Annotated in this window: 20 protein-coding genes; 15 read left to right on the top strand and 5 right to left on the bottom strand. The window is 40.2% G+C overall.

The window, feature by feature from the left end:
* Nucleotides 1–262 precede the first annotated feature (262 nt).
* Nucleotides 263–757: a LabA-like NYN domain-containing protein gene (locus ABD009_RS13325; protein ID WP_343826205.1), complete on the bottom strand. Its 495-nt coding sequence runs from the start codon at nt 755–757 to the stop codon at nt 263–265.
* A 206-nt stretch (nt 758–963) separates the two neighbouring features.
* On the opposite strand from ABD009_RS13325, the gene ABD009_RS13320 reads away from it, so the two are divergent.
* The gene (locus tag ABD009_RS13320; RefSeq protein ID WP_343826203.1) at nt 964–1944 is read left to right on the top strand and encodes an NAD-dependent epimerase/dehydratase family protein; all 981 of its coding nucleotides are present in this window, start codon (nt 964–966) and stop codon (nt 1942–1944) included.
* Nucleotides 1945–2032: 88 nt separating this feature from the next.
* Here ABD009_RS13320 and ABD009_RS13315 read toward each other — a convergent pair whose 3' ends face one another.
* On the bottom strand, nt 2033–3550 hold the full coding sequence (locus ABD009_RS13315; RefSeq protein WP_343826201.1) for a YifB family Mg chelatase-like AAA ATPase: 1518 nt from the start codon (nt 3548–3550) through the stop codon (nt 2033–2035).
* A gap of 307 nt (nt 3551–3857) precedes the next feature.
* On the opposite strand from ABD009_RS13315, the gene ABD009_RS13310 reads away from it, so the two are divergent.
* Nucleotides 3858–6095: an acyl-CoA dehydrogenase gene (locus tag ABD009_RS13310; protein ID WP_343826199.1), complete on the top strand. Its 2238-nt coding sequence runs from the start codon at nt 3858–3860 to the stop codon at nt 6093–6095.
* Nucleotides 6096–6387: 292 nt separating this feature from the next.
* Here ABD009_RS13310 and ABD009_RS13305 read toward each other — a convergent pair whose 3' ends face one another.
* Nucleotides 6388–8031, bottom strand: coding sequence for a M28 family metallopeptidase (locus ABD009_RS13305; protein ID WP_155696713.1), 1644 nt, complete (start codon nt 8029–8031; stop codon nt 6388–6390).
* A gap of 141 nt (nt 8032–8172) precedes the next feature.
* On the opposite strand from ABD009_RS13305, the gene ABD009_RS13300 reads away from it, so the two are divergent.
* Nucleotides 8173–8679 carry a TlpA family protein disulfide reductase gene (locus tag ABD009_RS13300; RefSeq protein ID WP_343826196.1) on the top strand — a complete coding sequence of 169 codons (507 nt, stop codon included), beginning with the start codon at nt 8173–8175 and terminating at the stop codon, nt 8677–8679.
* 118 nt (nt 8680–8797) lie between these two features.
* On the opposite strand, the gene hslO is transcribed toward ABD009_RS13300, so the two are convergent.
* Nucleotides 8798–9685, bottom strand: a complete 888-nt coding sequence (gene hslO, locus ABD009_RS13295; RefSeq protein ID WP_343826194.1) for an Hsp33 family molecular chaperone HslO — start codon at nt 9683–9685, stop codon at nt 8798–8800.
* A 7-nt stretch (nt 9686–9692) separates the two neighbouring features.
* Entirely contained in the window at nt 9693–10088 is a 396-nt protein-coding gene (gene hslR / locus ABD009_RS13290) for a ribosome-associated heat shock protein Hsp15 (protein WP_343826192.1), read from the bottom strand.
* Nucleotides 10089–10279: 191 nt separating this feature from the next.
* Here hslR and gspC point away from each other — a divergent pair, with 191 nt between their 5' ends.
* From gspC to ABD009_RS13230, 12 genes are all read left to right on the top strand, one after another.
* Nucleotides 10280–11284 carry a type II secretion system protein GspC gene (gene gspC, locus ABD009_RS13285; RefSeq protein ID WP_343826190.1) on the top strand — a complete coding sequence of 335 codons (1005 nt, stop codon included), beginning with the start codon at nt 10280–10282 and terminating at the stop codon, nt 11282–11284.
* A gap of 18 nt (nt 11285–11302) precedes the next feature.
* A complete protein-coding gene (gene gspD, locus ABD009_RS13280; RefSeq protein ID WP_343826188.1) occupies nt 11303–13450 on the top strand; it encodes a type II secretion system secretin GspD in 2148 nt (715 codons plus the stop codon).
* 4 nt (nt 13451–13454) lie between these two features.
* The gene (gene gspE / locus ABD009_RS13275) at nt 13455–14987 is read left to right on the top strand and encodes a type II secretion system ATPase GspE (protein ID WP_196492528.1); all 1533 of its coding nucleotides are present in this window, start codon (nt 13455–13457) and stop codon (nt 14985–14987) included.
* Complete coding sequence (gene gspF, locus ABD009_RS13270; protein WP_343826184.1) at nt 14987–16207, top strand: type II secretion system inner membrane protein GspF; 1221 nt, start codon at nt 14987–14989, stop codon at nt 16205–16207. The genes gspE and gspF overlap by 1 nt, the downstream gene beginning before the upstream one ends.
* A gap of 64 nt (nt 16208–16271) precedes the next feature.
* Nucleotides 16272–16703, top strand: a complete 432-nt coding sequence (gene gspG / locus ABD009_RS13265) for a type II secretion system major pseudopilin GspG (RefSeq protein ID WP_343826473.1) — start codon at nt 16272–16274, stop codon at nt 16701–16703.
* A 43-nt stretch (nt 16704–16746) separates the two neighbouring features.
* A complete protein-coding gene (gene gspH / locus ABD009_RS13260; protein ID WP_155696702.1) occupies nt 16747–17343 on the top strand; it encodes a type II secretion system minor pseudopilin GspH in 597 nt (198 codons plus the stop codon).
* Nucleotides 17343–17798 (top strand): type II secretion system minor pseudopilin GspI, encoded by a 456-nt coding sequence (gspI, locus tag ABD009_RS13255; RefSeq protein WP_343826181.1) that lies wholly within the window; start codon nt 17343–17345, stop codon nt 17796–17798. The genes gspH and gspI overlap by 1 nt, the downstream gene beginning before the upstream one ends.
* Nucleotides 17791–18423 (top strand): type II secretion system minor pseudopilin GspJ, encoded by a 633-nt coding sequence (gspJ, locus tag ABD009_RS13250; protein WP_343826178.1) that lies wholly within the window; start codon nt 17791–17793, stop codon nt 18421–18423. Before gspI ends, gspJ begins: the two co-directional genes overlap by 8 nt.
* Nucleotides 18410–19432, top strand: a complete 1023-nt coding sequence (gene gspK, locus ABD009_RS13245) for a type II secretion system minor pseudopilin GspK (protein WP_343826175.1) — start codon at nt 18410–18412, stop codon at nt 19430–19432. The genes gspJ and gspK overlap by 14 nt, the downstream gene beginning before the upstream one ends.
* Nucleotides 19413–20636: a type II secretion system protein GspL gene (gene gspL / locus ABD009_RS13240; RefSeq protein ID WP_343826173.1), complete on the top strand. Its 1224-nt coding sequence runs from the start codon at nt 19413–19415 to the stop codon at nt 20634–20636. The genes gspK and gspL overlap by 20 nt, the downstream gene beginning before the upstream one ends.
* On the top strand, nt 20636–21136 hold the full coding sequence (gspM, locus tag ABD009_RS13235) for a type II secretion system protein GspM (protein ID WP_343826170.1): 501 nt from the start codon (nt 20636–20638) through the stop codon (nt 21134–21136). The genes gspL and gspM overlap by 1 nt, the downstream gene beginning before the upstream one ends.
* Entirely contained in the window at nt 21136–21900 is a 765-nt protein-coding gene (locus ABD009_RS13230) for a type II secretion system protein N (RefSeq protein WP_343826168.1), read from the top strand. The genes gspM and ABD009_RS13230 overlap by 1 nt, the downstream gene beginning before the upstream one ends.
* Nucleotides 21901–21910 lie beyond the last annotated feature (10 nt).

Raw genomic sequence — 21910 nt, 5'->3', positions numbered from 1 at the left:
TATTAACACAATAAGCTTGTAAAAGATAGCCTCGAAAACCTTGTAAAGGCTATATAAGCCGGTTCATTAAGTAGGTTAGAAAACAACCGTAGAGCAAAATGTTTTATAGTAAGCAGGGTTTTGGGTATTTTTTTCTTCTTTTTGGCTCATCTTAGTTGAAGTTGTTTGATTTGGTGGCGATTAATGCATAGTATTGTTAACGTCTTGTTACAGATATGTTTTAAATTAAATATTTAGAAAAAATGACCATCACTCAAAACCTTTATTTCAACCAAGTCGGATTTATTGGTGTATAAATATCAGCCGCATCAATGAGTAAATTTGCTGTTAATTTCTCAACTCCAACAACTTGAGTTTTACATTTATTTCGTTTTTTAATGGTTCTTAATAGCAGCTCAAAATCACCATCGCCCGACATCAATACGACTGTGTCTACGTTTGGTGCATTATCTAGCACATCAATAGTAATCCCCACATCCCAATCTCCTTTAGCACTGCCATCTGCCCTTTGAATATAAGGTTTTAGTTTTACATCAAAGCCTATGTGTCTTAGCGCATCTTGAAACTTTCGTTGGCCATCGTTATTACTATCTATAGCATAAGCAATGGCGGTAACTATGTTGCCCTGTTCAGACATCTCTTTCCAAAACAAGCGGTAGTCAAAGGAACGGTTAAAGGTTTGTTTAGTGGTGTAATAAATATTTTGTACATCTACAAATATTGCGACATTGCCATATTTTTTACTTAGGAGGCTCATTGAATTTGTCTCTATTGGTTTTGATAGCTAAAAGTAACATTTTATTGCAGGGCATATTAATGTATTTATTTTAAGGTAAACTTTTAAAGAATAATTTAAAAAGTACTTACCTTGATATTATTTAATATCAGATTCATTAGCTTACATTGAGTTTAGTAAAGCCGCTTTTATCAGCGGCTTTTTCATATCTTAAATAAGGATTAAACGTGAAGGCATTTGTTACTGGTGGAACGGGTTTTTTAGGTATTAATTTGATTCGTCAATTAGACGATTTAGGTTGGAGTGTTACCGCAATATGCCGACCCGGTTCAGATACGAGTTTGTTGGCTGATGTGCCAGTAGATTGGCGAACTGGGTTAATGACCAATAAAGATGACATAGAAATTTGCATGGACAATGATATTGACGTTGTTTTTCATATTGCTGGTGACACTAATTTGTGGACAAAAAATAATGAAACACAGCATGAATTGAACGTCACAGCCACTCAATATGTTGTAGATGCTGCACTAAAACGAAACGTTAAGCGTTTTATTCATACTTCTTCTATATCGGCTTATGGCTTTCATTCTGGTGTGATTAATGAAAGCTCTGAGTCTTTAGCCATGACTTCCAATGTTAATTACTTAAAAACTAAATACCTTGGCGAACAAGTTGTGAAGCAAGCTGAGTTAAAGCAAAACCTACCCGCTGTTATTTTAAATCCTTGTGCCATCATGGGTCGGTTTGATAAACATAATTGGTCACAGCTATTTACCATGATTAATGATGATGCATTGCCAGGTGTGCCGTCGGGAGAGGGTTCTTACTGCCATGTAGATGAAGTGGCTAAAGCCCATATTGCTGCAGTCACTAAAGGGCAAGTTGGCCATAACTACATTCTTGCGGGTGTTGATCATCGCTTTTTAGATGTGGTGAATCGAATCTCTGTGCTGCTAAATAAACCTAAACAAAGTTCAACTATCGCACCATGGTTATTAAAGCTGGTGGGTCGCCTATCTTATTGGGGCTCACTAGTAACTGGTAAGGAGCCAAACATGACGCCAGAAAAAGCGCTTATGGTTACCAAAAGAGTCGTGGCCTCTAGTGACAAGGCGGTAAGTGAGCTTGGATACAATAATACTGTGCAACTAGACGTTATGCTCAAGGATACTTATGAATGGCTGAAATCGGAAAACCGACTTTGACTTAAGTTTTGGTTGAGCCGTTTTGGAAGTAGTACCTTGCCAACACTCAGCCTCCAGTCAGGGCCAGGTAAAAATTAGTAAATAGAAACTAGAAATTAGAAAGCTGTTTGAGCAAGCGCTCCAGGGAGCGATACCCCAATGCTTCTGATAAATGCGTACGGTTAATATTTTGGCAGCCTTCTAAGTCGGCAATGGTACGCGCTACTTTTAATATCTTGTGGTACGCCCTTATCGACATGTTTAGGCGGTAGATAGTATCTTCTAAAAACTTCGCATCGGCGGTGTCTAGTTTACAATGAAGGGCAGTTTCTTTACTCGAAAGCAGCCCATTTGGTTTGTTTGCTCTTTTTATCATGAGCTCGCGAGCTACAGATATTTTCTCTTTGTAATAAGCTGAGCTTTTATCGTCTTTGTTATTTTTAGCGTTAATCGCCCCTTGAGGCAAAGCTGGCACGTCTACTTGCAGTTCAATACGATCTAAAAACGGGCCAGAAATCCGGTTTAAATATTTTAGAACTTGAGCTGAGTTAGCGCGACCATCAGTGTGATGGCCTGTTGGACTAGGGTTTAAAGCGGCCACCAGTTGAAACTGGGCTGGGAACTCAACTTGAAGAGCCGCTCGTGAAATAGAGATAACGCCGCTTTCTAGCGGCTCACGCAACGCATCAAGTGCAAACCGATTAAATTCGGGAAGTTCATCTAAAAAAAGAATCCCGTTGTGTGCCAAACTAATTTCTCCGGGTCTAGGAGGGCGACCGCCACCTGTTAAGGCTATCGCGGAAGCCGTATGATGGGGAGAGCGAAAAGGGCGCTGACGCCACTTTTTAATATCGAATGTTTTACCACTAACAGAGTTTATTGCCGCTAACTCAAGTGCTTCATCGTCGGACAGTTCAGGCATAAGGCTAGCAATTCGTTGTGCTAGCATAGATTTACCTGTGCCAGGAGGTCCAGTAAACACGATGTTGTGTTGCCCAGCAGCGGCAATCACTAAGGCTCGTTTTGCTAACGGTTGACCTATAACATCAGCGATATCAGGCTGATCTAAAGTATCAGCATCAACAGTAAATAACTCCTCTGGTTGGCAAAGATGTTTTTCATTTTTAAAGTGCTCAACTACATTTCGCAAAGAGTTTGCCGACAAGGTCTGCGCGCCATTAATAATAGTTGCATTCACGGCATTTAAAGAAGGCATTATGTTAATTCGATTACGCTTCTTACAAGCAATTGCCGATGGAATTTCACCAATGACGGTTCTGATGTCACCGTTTAATCCTAGCTCACCTAAAAACTCATATTGATAAAGTTGTTTGTCAGATATCTGTTTACTGGCGGCTAAAATACCAATGGCGATGGCTAAATCAAAACGGCCTCCGTCTTTGGGCAAATCTGCCGGGGCTAAATTAACTGTGATTCGCCTTTGTGGAAACTCCAAACCTGAATTGATAATGGCACTTCGTACTCTATCTTTTGCTTCTCGTACGGAAGTTTCTGGCAGCCCGACAATAGTAAAAGAGGGTAATCCGTTAGATAAATGCACTTCAATTGTGACTAAAGGCGCATTTATTCCAACTCGTGCCCGACTAAATATGATCGCAAGTGACATTGTTTACCCATCTGGTCATTAATTAAACAGGTATAACAAAAAAACTAAATTTATCGAGAAATCCTAGACTTAAATGCTAAACAACTAGACCTACTGATCCGACCTGTAGGCACTTCCGTAGTACCTAACTGAGATATATATGCAAAATTAACTTTATTTTTTGTTAAAAATGAATAAACTGGTAAGACATCGTACCAGTTGTGCGTGAGTTGTCTCAAAGATGGTCTATACTAATTAGAGTTACGACCGAGGGATAAGTAGCGTATATTGGGAAACACTTTATTTAATTATAATTGAGGGGCGAAACATGAGCCTAAGAACAAAATTCAAGAAAATACTTCCTGAAATCTCTCGAACAGAGCAAGAAGCGTTAGACGCAGGTGACACATGGATTGAAGCCTCTATTTATCAAGGTGCGCCAGATTTCGAAACGCTACTTAATACTGCCCCGTCTAAATTAACAGACGAAGAGCAAGCGTTTATCGACGGTCCTTTAGAAGAATTGTTAGAAATGCTTAATGATATGGAAGTGCATAACAGCAACCATATCCCTGCAAATGTAATGCAGCACTTAAAAGACAACAAATTCTTCTCGTTCATCATTCCAAAAGCATTTGGTGGTTTAGAGTTCAGTGCATATGCAAGTTCAACAATCGTTGCGCGTATCTCAACTAAGAGCAACCCAATTGCTACTACCGTAATGGTACCTAACTCGTTAGGCCCAGGTGAGTTATTGGCTCACTACGGTACTGAAGAACAACAAAATCATTACCTACCTCGTTTAGTCGATGGTCGTGACATCCCATGTTTTGCACTAACTAGCCCTGAAGCTGGTTCTGATGCTGGTGGTATTCCAGACCGTGCAATCGTAACTAAAGGCATGTACAACGGCGAAGAAGTTGTTGGTTTACGTGTTACTTGGGAAAAACGTTATATTACACTAGCGCCTATCGCTACTTTAGTTGGTCTAGCAGTTAAAGTATTTGATCCAGAAGGATTAATTGGTGCTGAGAAAGATTTAGGTATCACTTGTTTACTACTTCCTGCTGACTATGAAGGCGTAGAAACGGGTAATCGTCATAATCCATTAGGCGTTAACTTCTACAACGGTACTACTCGTGGTACTGACGTATTCGTACCAATGGAGTTTGTAATCGGTGGTCAAAACAATGTTGGTCGCGGTTGGCAAATGCTTGTTGCTTGTTTAGGTGCAGGTCGTGGTATTTCATTACCAGCAAACGGTTGTGCAACTGGACACGCATGTTTGAAGTCTACCTCTGAGTACGCGGCAATCCGTGAACAGTTTGGTATGCCAATTGGTAAATTCGAAGGTATCCAAGAGCAGTTAGCGCTTATCGGTGGTTTAACTTATAACCTTGAAGCGATGCGTCATTTAGTTCTTAACTCTTTAGACTTAGGCTTCAAACCTTCAGTTATCACTGCAATGGCTAAGTACCACATGACTGAACTTGGTCGTGATACGCTAGAAGCGGCGATGGACGTTCAAGCTGGTAAAGCAATTCAAATGGGCCCTGGTAATGTATTGGCTACGGCTTATTTTGCAACGCCAATCGGTATTACCGTTGAAGGTGCGAACATTCTAACTCGTAACCTTATGATCTTTGGTCAAGGTGCGACTCGTTGTCACCCATATGTACAAGACTTAATTACAGCAATTCACTCTGAAGATTCAGATGCAGACGCTAAATTTAACTCATTGTTCCGTAAAACAATTGGTTACAGTGTTAAGAACTTCTTCCGTGGTTTAACAACTGCGTATGTACCAGGTGTTGGCGGTTCAAATAATCCTGACAAACTAGTTAACCAGTTTGAAAAGCGTATTAAGCGTTTATCAAGCGTGTTAGCAGTTCAATCAGATTTTGCATTGTTAGTATTAGGCGGCGACCTTAAGCGTAAAGAAATGTTATCTGCTCGTTTAGGCGACATTCTTAGCTTCTTATTCATGGCGATGGGTAACATTAAGTTCTACCTACAAAGCGAAAACCGTAAAGATCTAACGCCTTACTTTGAGTACGGAACACGTTGGGCACTACAACAAGCTGAAGAAGCACTAGAAGCTTATGTTGATAACTTCCCTAATCGTGTTGTTGCTGGATTCTTAAAAGTATCTACTGGTAATGCGTTCTTAGGTAAAACTAAAATCTCTGACAAGTTAATCACTGACTTAGCAGAAGCAACGTTACGTAATGACGGCGCTAAAGAAGAGTTAACTAGCTTAGTAAGCATGAAAGGCCGTGATGGTTTCACTGTTCTTTCTGACGCATACAAAGCGAAGTTAGACGTTCTTCCGTTACTAGACAAGATTAAGAAAGCACAACGTGCTGGTAAAGTAACTAAGCAGTTAACGTTTGAAGAGTTAGTAGAAGTTTCACTACAAGCAAACGTAGTAACAGCTGAAGAAAGTGACAAGTTAATGGCATACAACGAAAAGCGTAAGCTTGCGATTGCTGTTGATGAGTATACTTTTGATATGGAATTGTTATCAAACATTGATGAGCCTAAGCCAATCTTAAAAACGGCTTAATCCATATACTTAGTTAAATCTAAATGATAAAAGCCAGCTTTCGAGCTGGTTTTTTTGTGCCTAAAATTCACCAAGGGAAAGTGACTCAGCTTAAGTAGTTGGAAAGTAGCTAGAGAGTAGCACAGTAGAAAACAACACAGCACAACAGGAAACACAGCATTTCAACGGAATGTAATTTTATTCAGTATGCGTTGAATAGTATTTGAATAGTTTATGAGGTGCTTACAGCTATAAAAAAAGCAGCGGATAAGCCGCTGCTTTCATAGTTAAACATAGTTAAATCTAACAGTGCTTACTTATCTTTTTGGCCGTATGTTTTACCAAAGAAGCTATCGTCGTTCCATGTTGGACGTTGATCCGCTTCTGCAACTTCTCTCGCGATACCAATATTAATCTCAGTGAATAGTTTTGCTGAGTTATAGTTGATAGGTAAGTCTAAAGAGTCACTTGGCTGATGGTAATGATTTGCAAAGAAGTCACCCCATACTTTTCCGCCATCTTCGCCTTCAGTTTTTGAAGTGAAGCCTGTCATTAAGAAAACAGAAGGAACGCCTTGTTTTACAAAGTTGTAATGATCAGAGCGAGTGAAAATAGCTTGCTCAGGCATTGGATCTGGGCTTAAAGCGATATCAAATTTAGCCGCTGCTTTTTCTACGCTAGGACCCATTGAACTGTGGTTAGCACCAAAGGCAATGATATCGGCAAAATCGTAAAGTAACACAGGCATGTCTAAGTTGATGTTAGCAACCATGTCGTTAATTGGAACTGTTGGGTTGTTCGCGTAATAGCTTGAACCTAGTAGTCCTTTTTCTTCACCCGTTACAACAGTAAATAATACTGAACGACGAAGAGAACCAGACTCTTTTAATACACGAGCTGTTTCTAATAAAATAGAAACACCAGACGCATTATCCATTGCACCATTGTTGATACGGTCTTCTTTACTAACATCTTGTGTAAAGCCAACGTGATCTAAATGTGCAGTAAATACGACATATTCGTCTTTCAGTTTAGGATCCGTACCAGGAAGAATCGCAACAATGTTAGGCGACGATACTTCTTCGTGTTTTGCTTTAGACGCAAGTGATAATGATGCGTTTAATGGGAAGCCTTTTACTGGCTTATCGTCATTGTCTGCAGCAAATACATCTTCTAAAGATGTTTCTGCATTCGCAAATAACTTCTCAGCGGCACCAATATTTAAGTACGCACCCATTTTGATGTTTTCATATCCACCAAAAGGATTACCATTTTCGTCTATCCAACGCATTGAAGGAGCGCGTAGATAGTTTAAAGAGCTCGTATAAGGGCGAACTTTTTCACGCTTAGGTGAGTGAAGTGAAACAACACCTACGGCACCACGCTCTGCAGCAAAACGTGTTTTCTCACGGTTTAAGTGAGCGCCTTCTTCAGATGGCCATTCTGCTGGACGACCACGTAAAGTAACAACAATCTTTCCTTCAACATCAAGACCTTCGTAGTCGTTGTAGTCAAAGTCTTCCGCCACAATACCGTAACCAACGAATACCGCTTCTGCTTCTAAAGCAGACTCTGTAGCCGACATGTTAGGGCCCATGATGTAGTCTTGTGGGAATTTTAATTCAACTTCGCCATCAGCGGTTTTGATAGTAGCTTTAGGGCTCTGCTGATTTAAATAACCTTTACGGAAAGTTACCGGTTGCATGTAAGAACCGTCGATACCAGCAGGCTGTAGGCCCATTTTCTTGAATTCAGTGGCTACATAAAGAGCCGCTCGGTCATAACCTTTGCTGCCTGTGTCACGACCTTCTAAAAGATCATCAGCTAAAAATTCTAGGTGAGCTTGGATACGTGATTTTTCTACCTCAACGTTAGTTTGCTCTGTTTTCTTTTCAGAACAGGCGGTAGTTACCGCCAACACTAACATCAGGCCAACGCTTGAAATTATTGTTTTCATATTATTTTGCTTACTTTTTGGATGGAAATCAGTATTCTAGTTTACACACTTGGTTTCATAAAAACGGTCGTGAAAACTTCCTTTTCTTATGCATAGTTAGCCTAAAATGGCACTTACACACTCTCATCATAAAGGATAACCATGAAATTACCTACTAAGCTCATCGTTTTAACGGCACTGTTCATCGGGTTTGGTTCTTTTAACGTAATCGCTAAAGTAAAAGTAGGCGAGCCGTTGCCAAATTTCGAGTTAAAAACAATGGATGGCACGCAGGTTGTTAAAATGGATTCCTTAAAAGGGAAGGTGGTTTACGTCGATTTCTGGGCAAGCTGGTGTAAACCCTGTTTAAAGTCATTTCCGCTATTAAACGACATTTACAGCAGGAAAAAAGAACAGGGTTTTGAAATCGTTGCGGTGAATCTAGATCAGAAAAAACGCAATGCCGAAGACTTCTTAAATAAAAAGCCCGTTGATTACACCAACCTTTATGACGCTAATGGCGATGTGAGTAATACTTTTAATGTGAGTGTAATGCCGGTGGGGTATTTGGTTGACCGAAAGGGCATCGTACGTGCAATTCATCACGGCTTTTTGCCTGGCGACGAAAAAAAACTAGAGAAAGGAATTTCTATTTTATTAAAACGCTAACTAAGACGTTTGTGTAGTCATAGCTTTGAATAGTTAGGCACTGGCAAATTGAATGTTTATTTAAATCTTAGCTGTCTAAGCACGTTTAACCGGCTTAGACAGTCCAAGTCACAAAATGCTAATTAACCGAAGCGTTGTCTGAGTCGGCATTTGCATTAAAAAGTGCTTCAACATCAATAGAGTCAAACAAGTATTGTTTAAGACAGAATTGGCAAATTATTTCAATATTACCTCTCTCTTCAACTAACGAAAGCGCGTCGTCTTTTGATAATCTTAAAATAGCATCACCTGTTTTTTCACGGCTACATCCGCAGGCATATTTAACTTCTTGAGGTTCAAATAATTGCGGGTTGTCTTCATGGTATAAGCGAATCAATACTTGAGTTGGATCAAGGTGCAATAATTCTTCGTCTTTAATCGTGTTGGTTAAAGCTTCCAAATGCGTGAAGTCTTCTTTAGCGCGTTCTTCAACCGGTAGTACTTGTAATAACATGCCAGCGGTTTTGCATTGCTCTTGCTGAACGTCAGTCGCTAACCATACTCGGGTGCGCAATTGTTCTGAAGTTTCAAAGTAATGCTCAATACACTCTGCAAGCGTATCTTTGTCTAATGCAGCAACACCTTGGTAACGTTCGCCGCCTTTAGGTGCGATAGTAATAACCATAAAGCCAGAACCAATTAGGTCTAATAATGTGCCTTCTTTAATGTTTTCATCAAACTTAGCAGACGCTCGCATAGACTGTTTATTATTGCCATTTACCACTGCATAGTTAAGCGGCCCATCACCTTGAAGTTGAACACTAATTTCACCTTCAAACTTTAGCGTTGCTGTAAGTAAGCATGTAGCAGACAGCAATTCACCAAGAATTCGTTTTACGACATTTGGGTAGTCGTGATTTTCAAGCATTGCCGTAAATGAATCTGAAATTTGTACTAGTTCTCCACGAACATGGTACTTATCAAAAAGGTAACGGTGTAGTAGGTCTGGTTGTTTAATGTCAGTCATGGATAAGTTACTCAAATAAATCTGAATTTTTAAGGTTTAATAACGTTCGGCGCTGTTTTTTATCTGGTTTTGTATCTGGGCGCGGCGACATCGCTGCACTAGATTGCCTTGCCAACGCTTGTTTTTCTCTGTTAGCAATGCTCTGTTCTGTTTCTTCATAGAGTGTTTGTGCAATAGTAAAATTGCGTCGTTTGTCACTGACTTCTTTTATTACCACAATCTTTTCATCAAATCCCTGACGTATTTTAACTTCCGCGCCCACATCTATTGCTTTAGACGCTTTGCATCGTTGACCATTATAGTGAACTTTTCCACCATTGATCATGTCAGTAGCTATAGAACGAGTTTTAAAAAATCGTGCGGCCCAAAGCCATTTATCTAATCGAATTTTTGATTCTGTCATGTTATGTTTCAGTAATGTTAAATGTGCCGTGAAAACGTCGTGAATTTATCATAATTAGTGATTTTAAACTACTTGAAAGGTTATACTCGACTTTTCAACATCGAGCACAAGCATTTTTACTTTTAGTTTGATAATGTATGGCGCCGCAATCTGTCATCGTTGATTATAAATTGCTTGGATAATAATAAGAAATGGAGTCGCCTCGCTTGTTAGAGCAGTTCAGCCAATTGGCTCAAAAAATTCCGCAAAATAAAATTGCCAAAATTATCACCGTGCTATTGGTGCTTTATAGCGCTTACCTTGCCGCGCTTACTATTTGGAAATTTATTGATGAGCCTGCCAGTTCAGGTCGCATTTCTGCTGCTCAGCCATTAACTTCATCCTCTTCATCAAACACTTCAAGTATAAATATTAGCCAGTTAGTAAGCCTTAACTTATTTGGTAAGGAAGAAACTAAAAAAGCACCCACAAAGCCTAAGCCAACAACCTCAGTGGCCCCTAAAACGCGATTGAATTTAACTTTAACGGGAATTGTTGCTGACAGCTCCAGTGAAGTATCTGAAACATCCGTTGCCATTATTGAGTCATCAGGTAGTCAAGATACTTATGGAATTGGGCAAAAAATTGAGGGTACCTCAGCGTCAGTGAGTCAAATCTTATTAGACAGAGTGATCTTGTCCGTTGGCGTTGGTTACGAAACGTTAATGTTAGAAGGGATTGAATATTCCACATCAATTCCTGGTTCTGCCTCTGAACTTAATGACAATATTGATGTCGATGCTGTGGACGTTGGTCCAACAAGACCATCGCGTAATGCAAAAACAAGAAAGCCAGCGGCTTACGATAGAGAGCCAGAAAGAATTGATAATCGTGATGATACTGAATTAGCAGATTCATTACGTGAACAAAGAGAGCAACTGTTTGAAGATCCTAAACAGTTGATGGATATTATAAAAATTACACCGCATAGAGAAAAAGGTGAATTATTGGGGTATAAATTGTCTCCTGGTAATGACCCAACGCTTTTTAACCAAGCAGGTTTAAAGCAAAACGACTTGGCGGTGAATATTAACGGTTATGACTTAACGGACATGCAACAAGCATTGTCGTTGATGAGTGAATTAAAAGAACTAACGGAAGCAGATATTACTGTTTTACGCGATGATTCACCGGTTCAAATAATTTTGGCATTATAAGCCCTGGAGTTTATTTAAATGGGATTTTTCAGTAAATCTAAGAACATACAAGCAAAAGTTACTCGTTCGGCCAAGGTGTCGGCTTTTTCCGCTATTCTGACTTTAGGTTTGTTATCTACAGCGTGGGTTTCACCGGTTGCTAATGCAACGCAATATTCACCTAATTTTAAAGGCACTGATATTAATGAATTTATTAATATTGTGGGCAAGATATTACAGAAAACCATCATTATTGACCCGGCTGTTCGAGGCAAAGTTAATGTACGTTCTTACGATTTGTTAACTAAAGAGCAGTATTATCACTTTTTCTTAAATGTACTTCAGGTTTACGGTTATGGCGTTATTGATATGGGCAATGGCATATTAAAAGTCATTCGTGCCAAAGACGTAAAAAGCTCGCCTACTCCTGTCGTGGGTGAAGGTTATTTAGGCGAAGGTGACGAAATGGTCACTCGCGTTGTTGAAGTTAAAAATGTATCAGTAAGAGAACTATCTCCACTATTGCGTCAACTTAGCGATCAGTCAGGCAGCGGACATGTAGTGCATTACGAGCCATCAAATGTAGTGATGGTTGTAGGCTCTGTCGCTATGGTTAATCGTATGGTTGAAATCATTAACCGCGTAGACCGCGCTGGCGATCAAAAAGTGGTTATTGTGAAGCTAGAATATGCGTCTGCGAGTGAAATGGTGCGCATTGTTGAAAGTATTAATAAGTCTTCAGCTGGAAATAAAGGACAACCAGACTTTTTGGTGCCAAAAATTGTGGCTGACGACCGAACAAATAGCGTGATTGTTACAGGTGAGCAAGAAGCGCGTGACAAAGTTATTGAGCTAATAAAGCGTCTAGATTCTGAGCTAGAAAGCACAGGTAATACAAAAGTTTACTTCTTAAATTATGCAAACTCTGAAGAAGTCGTAAAAGTATTAACGGGCGTATCGGATTCTATTGCAGCCGATGCTCAAGGTGGAACGCCAACAACAAATAAACGCACAAGAACGTCATCTACACGCGACTATTCTATTCAAGCTCATACTGACTCTAATTCATTAGTTATTAATGCAGAGCCAGACATGATGCGTTCACTAGAGCAAATTATTCGTCAGTTAGATGTTCGACGTCAGCAGGTTTTGGTTGAAGCAATTATTGTTGAAGTATTTGAAAGTGATGGTATTAACCTAGGCATTCAGTGGGGCAGCACGGATATTGGATTTACTCAATATAACAATGGTGTAACGCCAATTTCTACCATTGCGGGTGCGGCATATCAGGCTCGTGATCAGGAAACAGAGCAAGTAGTGAATACTTACAATGAACAAGGTGCTCCAGTACCCTCTGTTGTGACTACGTCAGAAAATGGTGACTATTCAGGTTTAGCGCAAGTACTTGGTGGTATCTCTGGTTTCGCAACAGGCGTAGTAAACGGCGGCTGGGGTGCAGTTTTACAAGCGGTTCGCAACGACACCAATACCAACATTCTTGCTACGCCATCCATCACGACTATTGATAACGAAGAAGCTTCTATATTGGTGGGCTCAGAAATTGCTATTCTTACTGGCTCTACAGCAAGCTCTGCAAACTCAAATCCTTTCCAAAAAGTTGACCGTAAAGAAGTGGGTATTAAGTTAAAAGTAACGCCACAAATTAACGAAGGTTCAGCAGTACAATTGTTAATTGAGCAAGAAGTATCAAGCGTAAGTGGTGCGGTAGGTGTGGACGTTGGCATTAACAAACGTTCAATTAAAACCAATGTATTAGCCGAAGATGGCGGCACGATTGTTATCGGCGGCCTGATTGATGAAGACGTTCAAGAAAGTATTTCTAAAGTACCACTACTTGGCGACTTACCTATTTTAGGACACCTGTTCCGCTCAACAGGTACAACTAAACGTAAACGTAATTTGATGGTCTTTATTCGCCCTAGAATTTTGCGTGACGGTGCTTCAGCACTTGACGTAAGTAAACAAAAATACAACTACATTCGTGCCGAGCAAATTAAGAAAGACCAAGACGGTATTTCATTAATGCCACTAACAGATCAACCTGTTTTAAAAGAGTGGGATGACAGCCTAGCGTTGCCGCCTCGTTTTGAAGACTATCTTGAAAGCCAAGAAAAAGGTGTAAAACCACCAACCGTATCTAAAGATAGCCCTAAAAAAGATGGGTAAGATAATGGAACTTGAACCAGAGATAGAACAAGAGCTTGAGAGCGAAGCAATACCAGCGAATCAACGTTTGCCTTTTGGTTTTGCGCAGCGCTTTGGCGTGATGATTTCTTACAACAACGATGAAAAAGAGTTGTTAATTAAGTCTGACACGCCAATGTCAGCATTATTAGAAACACGTCGTTTGATTGGGCATCCACTACCATACAGAGTTATTACCAATAACGAATTTGAAATTGCGATTGAGCAGGCTTACCAGCGTAATGCCTCTGAAACTCAGCAGCTGATGGAAGATATTGGTAACGAAGTGGACTTGTTTTCTATTGCCGATGAGTTACCAGGCACTGAAGATTTATTAGAAAGTGAAGACGACGCACCAATTATAAAACTAATTAACGCCACCTTATCCGAAGCGATTAAAGAAGGCGCGTCTGATATCCACATTGAAACCTTTGAAAAAGAATTAGTTATTCGTTTCAGAGTCGATGGTGTTTTACGTGAAGTATTAAGCCCGAACCGCAAACTAGCCTCTCTTTTAGTTTCAAGAATTAAAGTAATGGCGCAGTTAGACATTGCTGAAAAGCGTATTCCTCAAGATGGCCGTATTTCTTTGCGTATTGCTGGTCGAGCAATTGATGTTCGTGTGTCTACAATGCCTTCGTCATACGGCGAGCGAGTGGTAATGCGACTATTAGATAAAAACAATGCTCGTTTGAACCTTGCTGACTTAGGTATGGCATCAGCCAACGAATTACAGTTTGGTCAATTGTTACGTAAACCGCATGGAATTATATTGGTTACCGGACCTACAGGTTCAGGTAAAAGTACCACCTTGTACGCGGGTTTGTCTGATATTAATAGTAAAGATCGCAATATTCTTACGGTGGAAGATCCCGTGGAATATGAATTGCCAGGTATTGGTCAAACGCAAGTTAACCCAAAAGTAGACATGACGTTTGCACGTGGTTTACGAGCAATACTACGTCAAGATCCAGATGTGGTCATGATAGGTGAAATACGAGACTTAGAAACCGCTGAAATAGCCGTGCAAGCCAGTTTAACCGGTCACATGGTAATTTCCACGTTACACACAAATACTGCTGCAGGCGCAATTACGCGTATGGAAGACATGGGCATTGAGCCATTCTTGTTGTCATCGAGTTTGTTAGCTGTGTTATCTCAACGACTTGTAAGAACCTTGTGTAAAGAATGTAAAGTTGAGGTGCAACCTGACAACTCTGAGTTGGAACTGTTAGGACTTACTGCAGAACAAGCGAGCGCTAAAAACGTCACGATTTACCATCCAAAAGGGTGCGATAAATGTAACTTTAGTGGTTACCGTGGTCGAGTTGGTATACATGAGTTATTAGTGGTTGATGAGCAAGTGCGTGAATTAATTCACAATGGCCACGGTGAACAAGCAATTGAAAAGTACGTTCGTCAAAATATCCCAGGCATTCGTGATGACGGAATGAGTAAAGTATTACAAGGTGTCACTACATTAGAAGAAGTTCTAAGAGTGACACGCGAGGATACATAATGGCGGCTTTTGAGTATAAAGCGCTTGATGCGAAGGGAAAGTCTAAAAAAGGCATACTTGAAGCGGACACATCAAAACAAATTCGCCAACAGCTTCGAGACAAAGGCCTTATTCCGCTAGAGATAAACAAAGCAAGCCAAAAAGAACAGCAAGAAAGTACCGGTTTTACTTTGTTTCAACCTACGGTTTCTGCCTCTGACTTAGCGTTAATTACGCGTCAATTAGCGACGTTAGTTGGTTCAGCATTAACTATTGAAGCGGCGCTGTTAGCCGTTGCTGAACAGTGTGAAAAACCGCGTTTAAAAAGAACCATCATGTCTATCCGTTCAAAGGTGGTTGAAGGTTATACTCTTGCCGACGGCATGAAAGAGTTTCCAACAATATTCGATCATTTGTTTCGTTCAATGGTGGCCGCAGGCGAAAAGTCTGGCCATTTGGATGAGGTATTAAATCGGTTGGCCGATTACACAGAAAAACGTCAAGCCACCAAAAGTCAGCTTACTCAAGCTATGATTTACCCAATTATGCTGACGCTATTTGCCATTGGTATCGTTGCGTTTCTGTTGGCATCGGTGGTGCCACAAATAGTAGGTCAATTTGTTGAGTCTGGTGCGACACTGCCTGGTACCACACAGTTTTTATTAACGCTCAGTGATTTCATTATTGATTATGGTGTGTTTGTGTTGATTGGTATTTTAGGCATTAGCGTGATCATGCAACGAATGCTAAAACAGCCAGCTATTCGGCTTAAGTTTGACCGCTGGTTGTTAAGTCTACCTTTGATAGGTCGAGTGATATTGGGCGCAAATACGGCTCGGTTTGCGAGAACCTTGAGCATTCTAGCATCAAGTGCAGTGCCGATATTAGACGGAATGAAAATAGCGGGACAAGTATTAACCAACAAATATATTCAGAAGTGTGTAAAAGACGCCTCAGATGCAGTTCGTGAAGGTAGTTCTTTAAAAAACTCGTTACAGCAAAGTAAAACGTTTCCTCCCATGATGATCCATATGATTGGCAGTGGTGAGAAGTCAGGTGAGCTAGAACAAATGTTAGGCCGCGCCGCTGATAACCAAGACAATGAAATGGATGCAACGCTAAAAATAAGCTTAGGCTTGTTAACTCCTTTAATTGTATTGGTGATGGCCGGTATGGTGATGTTTATATTAATGGCAATTTTGCAGCCCATAATGCAAATGAACACTTTAGTAGGAATGTAACCTGAATCGGTTACTATAAAAAAAAAGAAAACGATTGGAGTATCCAGTGAAAAAGTTTCAAACAATAAAAACAAATAAACAAACAGGTTTCACTTTATTAGAAGTGATGATCGTTATTGCTATTTTAGGCATGATTGCTGGTTTGGTTGTGCCAAACTTAATGGGCCAATCTGACGAAGCAAAATTGCAGAGTACAGCGATAGAAATTCGTAACTTAGAATCTACGTTAGACATGTATAAGTTGAAGGGTGGAATGTACCCAACAACAGAACAAGGTTTAGAAGCCTTGGTTAACATGCCTGAAATGGAGCCAGTACCGCGTAATTATCCACAAAATGGCTATTTGAAAAAGGTACCTGTGGATAAGTGGGGCAATGAATATCAATTAGTAAGCCCAGGTGAAATGGCACAATACGACTTATTTTCAATGGGCCCTGATGGTGTTGCCGGTACTGATGATGATATTGGTAACTGGAACGCAGACGAATATTTATAAGCGTTAAGGTATTCAATAGAAGTACACAAAAGTGAAAGCGACGATGGCACGATGTTCAAAACATCAAGGCTTTACGCTAATAGAGTTGATGTTGGTGATTGTCATCATCGGCTACTTAGTGTCGCTTGTACGCTTTCCTAGCTTTGCGCCTAATGCCTACGACTTAGTTGAAGAAGAGTCGCAAAAGCTAACGGCGCTAATCAACCTAGCGTCGGAATATGCCACAGTAAAAAACAAACAGCTTGGTTTGTCGGTATCGGAACAACAGTATGTTTTTTTGATACTCGAGGACGAAGAGTGGGTTCGTTTTACAGACCGTCCTTTTGAAACAGAGCCTTTAAACGAAAACTTAACGTTAACACTCAAGCTTGATGGCTTGCCTTGGCAAGAACAGAGTTTGTTAAGTGCGGTACAGTTTATTGATGATGAAACAATGGAAGATCAGTCAGGACTTTCTAATGAAGAAAAACTGTTAGCTTTCCCACAGGTGTTTTTATTATCTTCTGGTGAAATATCCCCTTTTGAAATTGAGTTAGAGTTCCAAGACTTTGATGATGTTGTCATGTTTGTGATCCAAGGTTTGTTTACTGCGCCCGTAAAACATTACAACCCAGCTGAACAAGAGGAGCTTGATAGATAATGAAGCTTCTTACTCCACCTAATACTGTTCCTACTGCTTCACTTAATAGGCTACCTATTACAACACGTAAAAAAGTTAACGGTTTTACATTGGTAGAAATGCTATTGGCGTTAGCTATTTTTGCTTATGCCAGCGCCTCAATTTTAAATGTTGTTAGTCAAAGTGCGAGTAATATTGGTTTACTACAGCAAATGACCTTTGCATCTTGGGTAGCTCAAAACCGTTTAACGGAGCTTCAAGTTGAAACAACCTGGCCGCCAAAACAAAATCACAAAGGTGAAGCTGAAATGGCAGGTTTAAAATGGTTTTGGCGACAACAAGTTGTGGAAACCGCTGATCCTAGAATGCGCGCTGTGACAGTTTCCGTTTATGAATTTGAAGACAGCAAAAGCAGTATTTACGATTTAGAAACCTACGTTGTTCAATATGAGCCGCGAGGCAAAAGTGATGATTAACCAGCGGTCACAAACTTCACAGCAAGGTTTCACACTTATAGAAATGCTTTTGTCTTTGGCGATTTTTGCCATGTTAGGCGTTGCTACTTATTCAGTACTCAATAATACAATATCAAACAAAGAACAGATTGAAGCTCAATCAGCGCAGTTAAGCCACTTGCAACGGGCCATGATGTTTATCGAGAATGACTTCCAGCAGGTGGTACAGCGCAAAATAAGGCTTAATGGTGAGCCGCCAATTGATAAATACTTTGTGGCTGAACCTTATTTATTAGACTCTGAAGACATGGGTTTTGCCTTTATCCGTGATGGTTGGATTAACCCGGTAATGATATTGCCTAGAAGCGAATTGCAAGCCGTTGGTTATCGTGTGGTAGAAGGTGTTTTACAAAGGCTTTATTTTAATTATGTTGATTCTGACCGAGGTGAAGAGCCTAGAATTCAAGATTTAATCGAAGGTGTATCTGAGCTAAAACTACAGTATTTTTATGATAACGAATGGCAAGAGGATTTGCCTGACGATGGTTTACCATTATTGGTGAGACTAACGTTTTTAACAGACGCATTTGGAGAAATTGAGCGGGTATTTGCGTTCATAGAGGAAACTGAAGTTGATCAAGGTTAAACAACAGCGAGGTATCGCCTTAATTTCAGTAATGCTTATTGTCGCACTTTGTGTTGTATTAGCCTCGCAGTTATTAAAAACGCAACGTTTAGGTATAAGCCGAGCACATAATATGTTTGAGCGGCAACAAGCGTTTCAATACGCAAAAGGCTCAGAGTCGTTTGTAAAAATGTTATTAACAGAAACGTTAAAAGAAGATAATGGCGTAACACATTTAGAGCAAACGTGGGCTGCAGAGGGCATGGCGTTTCCGGTTAGCAATGGCTTAATTGAAGGTCGAATTATTGATTTACATAGCTGTTTTAACCTTAATGGCTTGTGGAAACCTAATCTTGATAAAGCCAAACAAAAAGCGCTTCGTGATATGTTTGTGCGTTTATTAGAATCTTTGGAAGTTGAGTCTGAAGTAAGCCTAGAAGACCTTGCCAATAATGTTTACGATTGGATTGACCCAGATGATTACGCTACTGAAGCGGGCGGCTACGATGGCGATATGTACTCGTCAATGGAGTTTCCGTACTTAAGTGGTAATAGTGCGTTGGCTCATGAAAATGAACTTCGAGTAATATACGGGTTTGACCCACTGACACTGAATAAAATTAAGAAGTTTGTGTGTGTTATTCCGCAGTATCACGAACTTATGATTAACGTAAATACTATTAAAGAGAATGAGCCTGAACTGCTAATGGCCGTGCTTAATATTGATGAGTCCACCGCACAAAAAGTGATTGGTGACCGTCCTGAAAAAGGTTTTCAAGACATTAATGAGTTCTGGGACTTACCGTCAGTAAAAGCAATTAGCGGAATCGCCAATGTCGACAGAAAGGCTTTTACGGTATCGAGTAAATTTTTTAAACTAATTACAAATGCAACTTATAACGACGCCAAATTTGCATTAACCAGCTTGATTCAGTTAGATGAACAGTATCGAGCTTGGATTATTGGGCGTCGATTTGGAGGGGAAGTTGAGCGAAAAGCTAATCCTGAGGATGAGCAGCCAAAAAGCTAGTCCAGTATCTTGGCTAGTATGGTCTGATGTAACGAACGAAGTCATTGTTTCTGGTGAACTGCAAGATCAGTCTGAACTGTCTTCGTTAAGCCGTTATGCACAAGGCCGTCCAGTGACTGTACTGGCAAATAGTGGTGATGTTCGACTTATCAAGCACATGAGTGCAATAAAACCAACGCGTCAGGTGCTTAAGGCCTTGCCGTATATGCTCGAAGATGAATTAGCCGATGACATTGAGAAGTTGCACTTCGCGATTCGAGACGTAGGTTTTGACAAAGAGTTAGAACAGCACTTTATTAACATTGCAGTGGTCAATAAAGTCAGTTTGGCTGGCTGGGTTAGCTTATTGGCGGACCATGATATTCGGGTGAATCATATTCTTCCTGAAGTATTGTGTATCCCGCTTGACGAAAAACCAGAACACATAAGCTTAATTGAAATAGCCAATGGCTATCTTATACGTGAAGGTGAGTGGCAAGGCTGCTTTATTGAAAAAGACTGGCTGCCTTTGTATGTCCAGCAGATGTCTAACAAAACCATTAATTTTTATAGTCCTTTGCCAAAAGAAGTCATTGATGCGGCGGAAGATGAAGAAAAATCGATCACCTTAGTAGCAGAAGATCCTGAGCTACCAATGTTGTTATTAGCGCAACAAGCGGCGAAGCAAAAGTGGAACTTACTTCAAGGTGAATTCGCTCCTAAAAAGCCTGTCAGCAAAGCATGGCAAACATGGCGACCAGTAGCAATATTAGGCGGATTATTGCTTGTTATACAGTTTGTGATGATGACAGCGCAGTGGCAACAACAGAAGTCTCGTTTAGCGTCCGCACAGCAAGAGCTAGCAAATACTTATCAGCAAGCATTCCCTAAAGAAAAGCTGCGTATAAACTTATTAAAAAGACAGTTACAGTCAAAGGTGAAAGCCATTTCTGGTGGCGGTACCACAGCATCATCGTTTGACTACTTATCAGTAATGCAGAAGTTAAGTTCTGTATTCAAAAGCTTTTCAGCGGTGAAAATTGAAAACTTAAGATTTGATGGCAAACGAAATGAACTACGAATAAGTGCAGTGGCACCGTCTTTTCAAGAGTTTGAGAAGTTCCGAGTGGCCATTGTCGACTTAGGGTTAGAAGTGAATCCGGGGGCTGTAAACAATGACGGCTCTGTGGTTACAGGCTCACTAAGTATTAAGGAGTCTAGATAATGTCAGCAATAGCTAACTTTAAACAAAAGACGATAGCGTTATATCAGTCAAAAACAGAGAGTGAGCAAAAATTAATACTTATATTAGGTGTTTGTTTTAGCCTGTTTATTCTTATTTCAGTGTATAACTCTGTGGCCAATGGTTTATCAGAGACATCAAAGAAACTGATACAACAACAAGAGTTAAATACTTGGGCTGAGCAGCAAATCGCTTTGATCAAGCGTTCAGGTAAAACTTCTAGTGCTTCAGGTAGTACTAGCTCTATGGCGCAGGTAATTAATACAACGGCCAGAAGAAATGGTATTACGTTAGCTAGGTTGCAACCGCAAACAGCGGACTTAGTAAAGGTTGGACTTGAAGACATGAACTTCAATCAATTAACAAAGTGGTTAGCAGACTTACGTAACCAACATGGTATTTATGTGAGCAACTTAGATTTATCTAAGACTGACGAGACAGGCATTGTACGAGTTCGACGTTTAGACTTGGAGCGCAATTAATGTCTTTTAAAAAACTCTTTTCTCTATTTATTATCATGCTCATTGTTTTTAGTGTGCTGTTAGCGCCTGTAAGCTTTATTGCAAAGTATGTAGATACACCTAAAAATGTCGCTTATCAGTCGTTATCGGGCACACTTTGGTCTGGACGAGCGAATGTTATTCAAGTTGATAAGTGGCAGTTCAATAGCTTAACTTGGGATATGAATATCGCCGCCTTGTTTACAGGAAAACTGTCGTTCGACATTAAATTCGGACAGGCAAGGGACGCAAATCAATTAAGCGGGAAGGGAACAATTGGATTAGGTTTCAATACCTTGTCATTATCGGAACTCACTTTTAGAGCACCAGCAAGTGCAATCCGTTCGGAACTGCCGATTCCGACTAGTGAGCTTAATGGTCGTGTCATTTTAGACATAGATGAGTTTCATATGACTTCCGTTACTGACCCAAATGAGCAAATGCAAATGTGTGATGTTTTACAGGGAGAGCTTTTATGGACAAAAGCGGAAGTAGTTTTTGGCCAAGCAATGGAACTAGGTACAATTGCCTCAAAGTTGTCTTGTAATGAAGGTGATGTTGTTGCCACATTTGACGGTTCAAACAAGTTAGGTTTAGAAGGTAATGCTCGCATTGAGTCACCAGATTCGTTTGGCTTTCAAGGGTTTGTGAAACCAGATCCTAGTTTACCTAGAGATATTCACAACGGTATTAAAATGTTTTCTCAGCTAGATGGGCAAGGTCGTTACCCAATAAAGCTCTCGTAATTTACAAGCA

It is taken from the genome of Psychrosphaera haliotis (genome assembly GCF_039523615.1).
Lineage (GTDB): Bacteria > Pseudomonadota > Gammaproteobacteria > Enterobacterales > Alteromonadaceae > Psychrosphaera > Psychrosphaera haliotis.
The sequence above is the reverse complement of the archived record's forward strand: the minus strand, read 5'-3'. Positions and strand labels throughout refer to the sequence as shown.

What these genes read in the sequence shown, in the direction of transcription:
- ABD009_RS13325 (WP_343826205.1), bottom strand. Translation starts at nt 757, where the DNA reads ATGAGCCTCCTAAGTAAAAAATATGGCAATGTCGCAATATTTGTAGAT.
- ABD009_RS13315 (WP_343826201.1), bottom strand. Translation starts at nt 3,550, where the DNA reads ATGTCACTTGCGATCATATTTAGTCGGGCACGAGTTGGAATAAATGCG.
- ABD009_RS13310 (WP_343826199.1), top strand. Translation starts at nt 3,858, where the DNA reads ATGAGCCTAAGAACAAAATTCAAGAAAATACTTCCTGAAATCTCTCGA.
- ABD009_RS13305 (WP_155696713.1), bottom strand. Translation starts at nt 8,031, where the DNA reads ATGAAAACAATAATTTCAAGCGTTGGCCTGATGTTAGTGTTGGCGGTA.
- ABD009_RS13300 (WP_343826196.1), top strand. Translation starts at nt 8,173, where the DNA reads ATGAAATTACCTACTAAGCTCATCGTTTTAACGGCACTGTTCATCGGG.
- hslO (WP_343826194.1), bottom strand. Translation starts at nt 9,685, where the DNA reads ATGACTGACATTAAACAACCAGACCTACTACACCGTTACCTTTTTGAT.
- hslR (WP_343826192.1), bottom strand. Translation starts at nt 10,088, where the DNA reads ATGACAGAATCAAAAATTCGATTAGATAAATGGCTTTGGGCCGCACGA.
- gspC (WP_343826190.1), top strand. Translation starts at nt 10,280, where the DNA reads ATGGAGTCGCCTCGCTTGTTAGAGCAGTTCAGCCAATTGGCTCAAAAA.
- gspD (WP_343826188.1), top strand. Translation starts at nt 11,303, where the DNA reads ATGGGATTTTTCAGTAAATCTAAGAACATACAAGCAAAAGTTACTCGT.
- gspE (WP_196492528.1), top strand. Translation starts at nt 13,455, where the DNA reads ATGGAACTTGAACCAGAGATAGAACAAGAGCTTGAGAGCGAAGCAATA.
- gspF (WP_343826184.1), top strand. Translation starts at nt 14,987, where the DNA reads ATGGCGGCTTTTGAGTATAAAGCGCTTGATGCGAAGGGAAAGTCTAAA.
- gspH (WP_155696702.1), top strand. Translation starts at nt 16,747, where the DNA reads ATGGCACGATGTTCAAAACATCAAGGCTTTACGCTAATAGAGTTGATG.
- gspI (WP_343826181.1), top strand. Translation starts at nt 17,343, where the DNA reads ATGAAGCTTCTTACTCCACCTAATACTGTTCCTACTGCTTCACTTAAT.
- gspJ (WP_343826178.1), top strand. Translation starts at nt 17,791, where the DNA reads ATGATTAACCAGCGGTCACAAACTTCACAGCAAGGTTTCACACTTATA.
- gspL (WP_343826173.1), top strand. Translation starts at nt 19,413, where the DNA reads ATGAGCAGCCAAAAAGCTAGTCCAGTATCTTGGCTAGTATGGTCTGAT.
- gspM (WP_343826170.1), top strand. Translation starts at nt 20,636, where the DNA reads ATGTCAGCAATAGCTAACTTTAAACAAAAGACGATAGCGTTATATCAG.
- ABD009_RS13230 (WP_343826168.1), top strand. Translation starts at nt 21,136, where the DNA reads ATGTCTTTTAAAAAACTCTTTTCTCTATTTATTATCATGCTCATTGTT.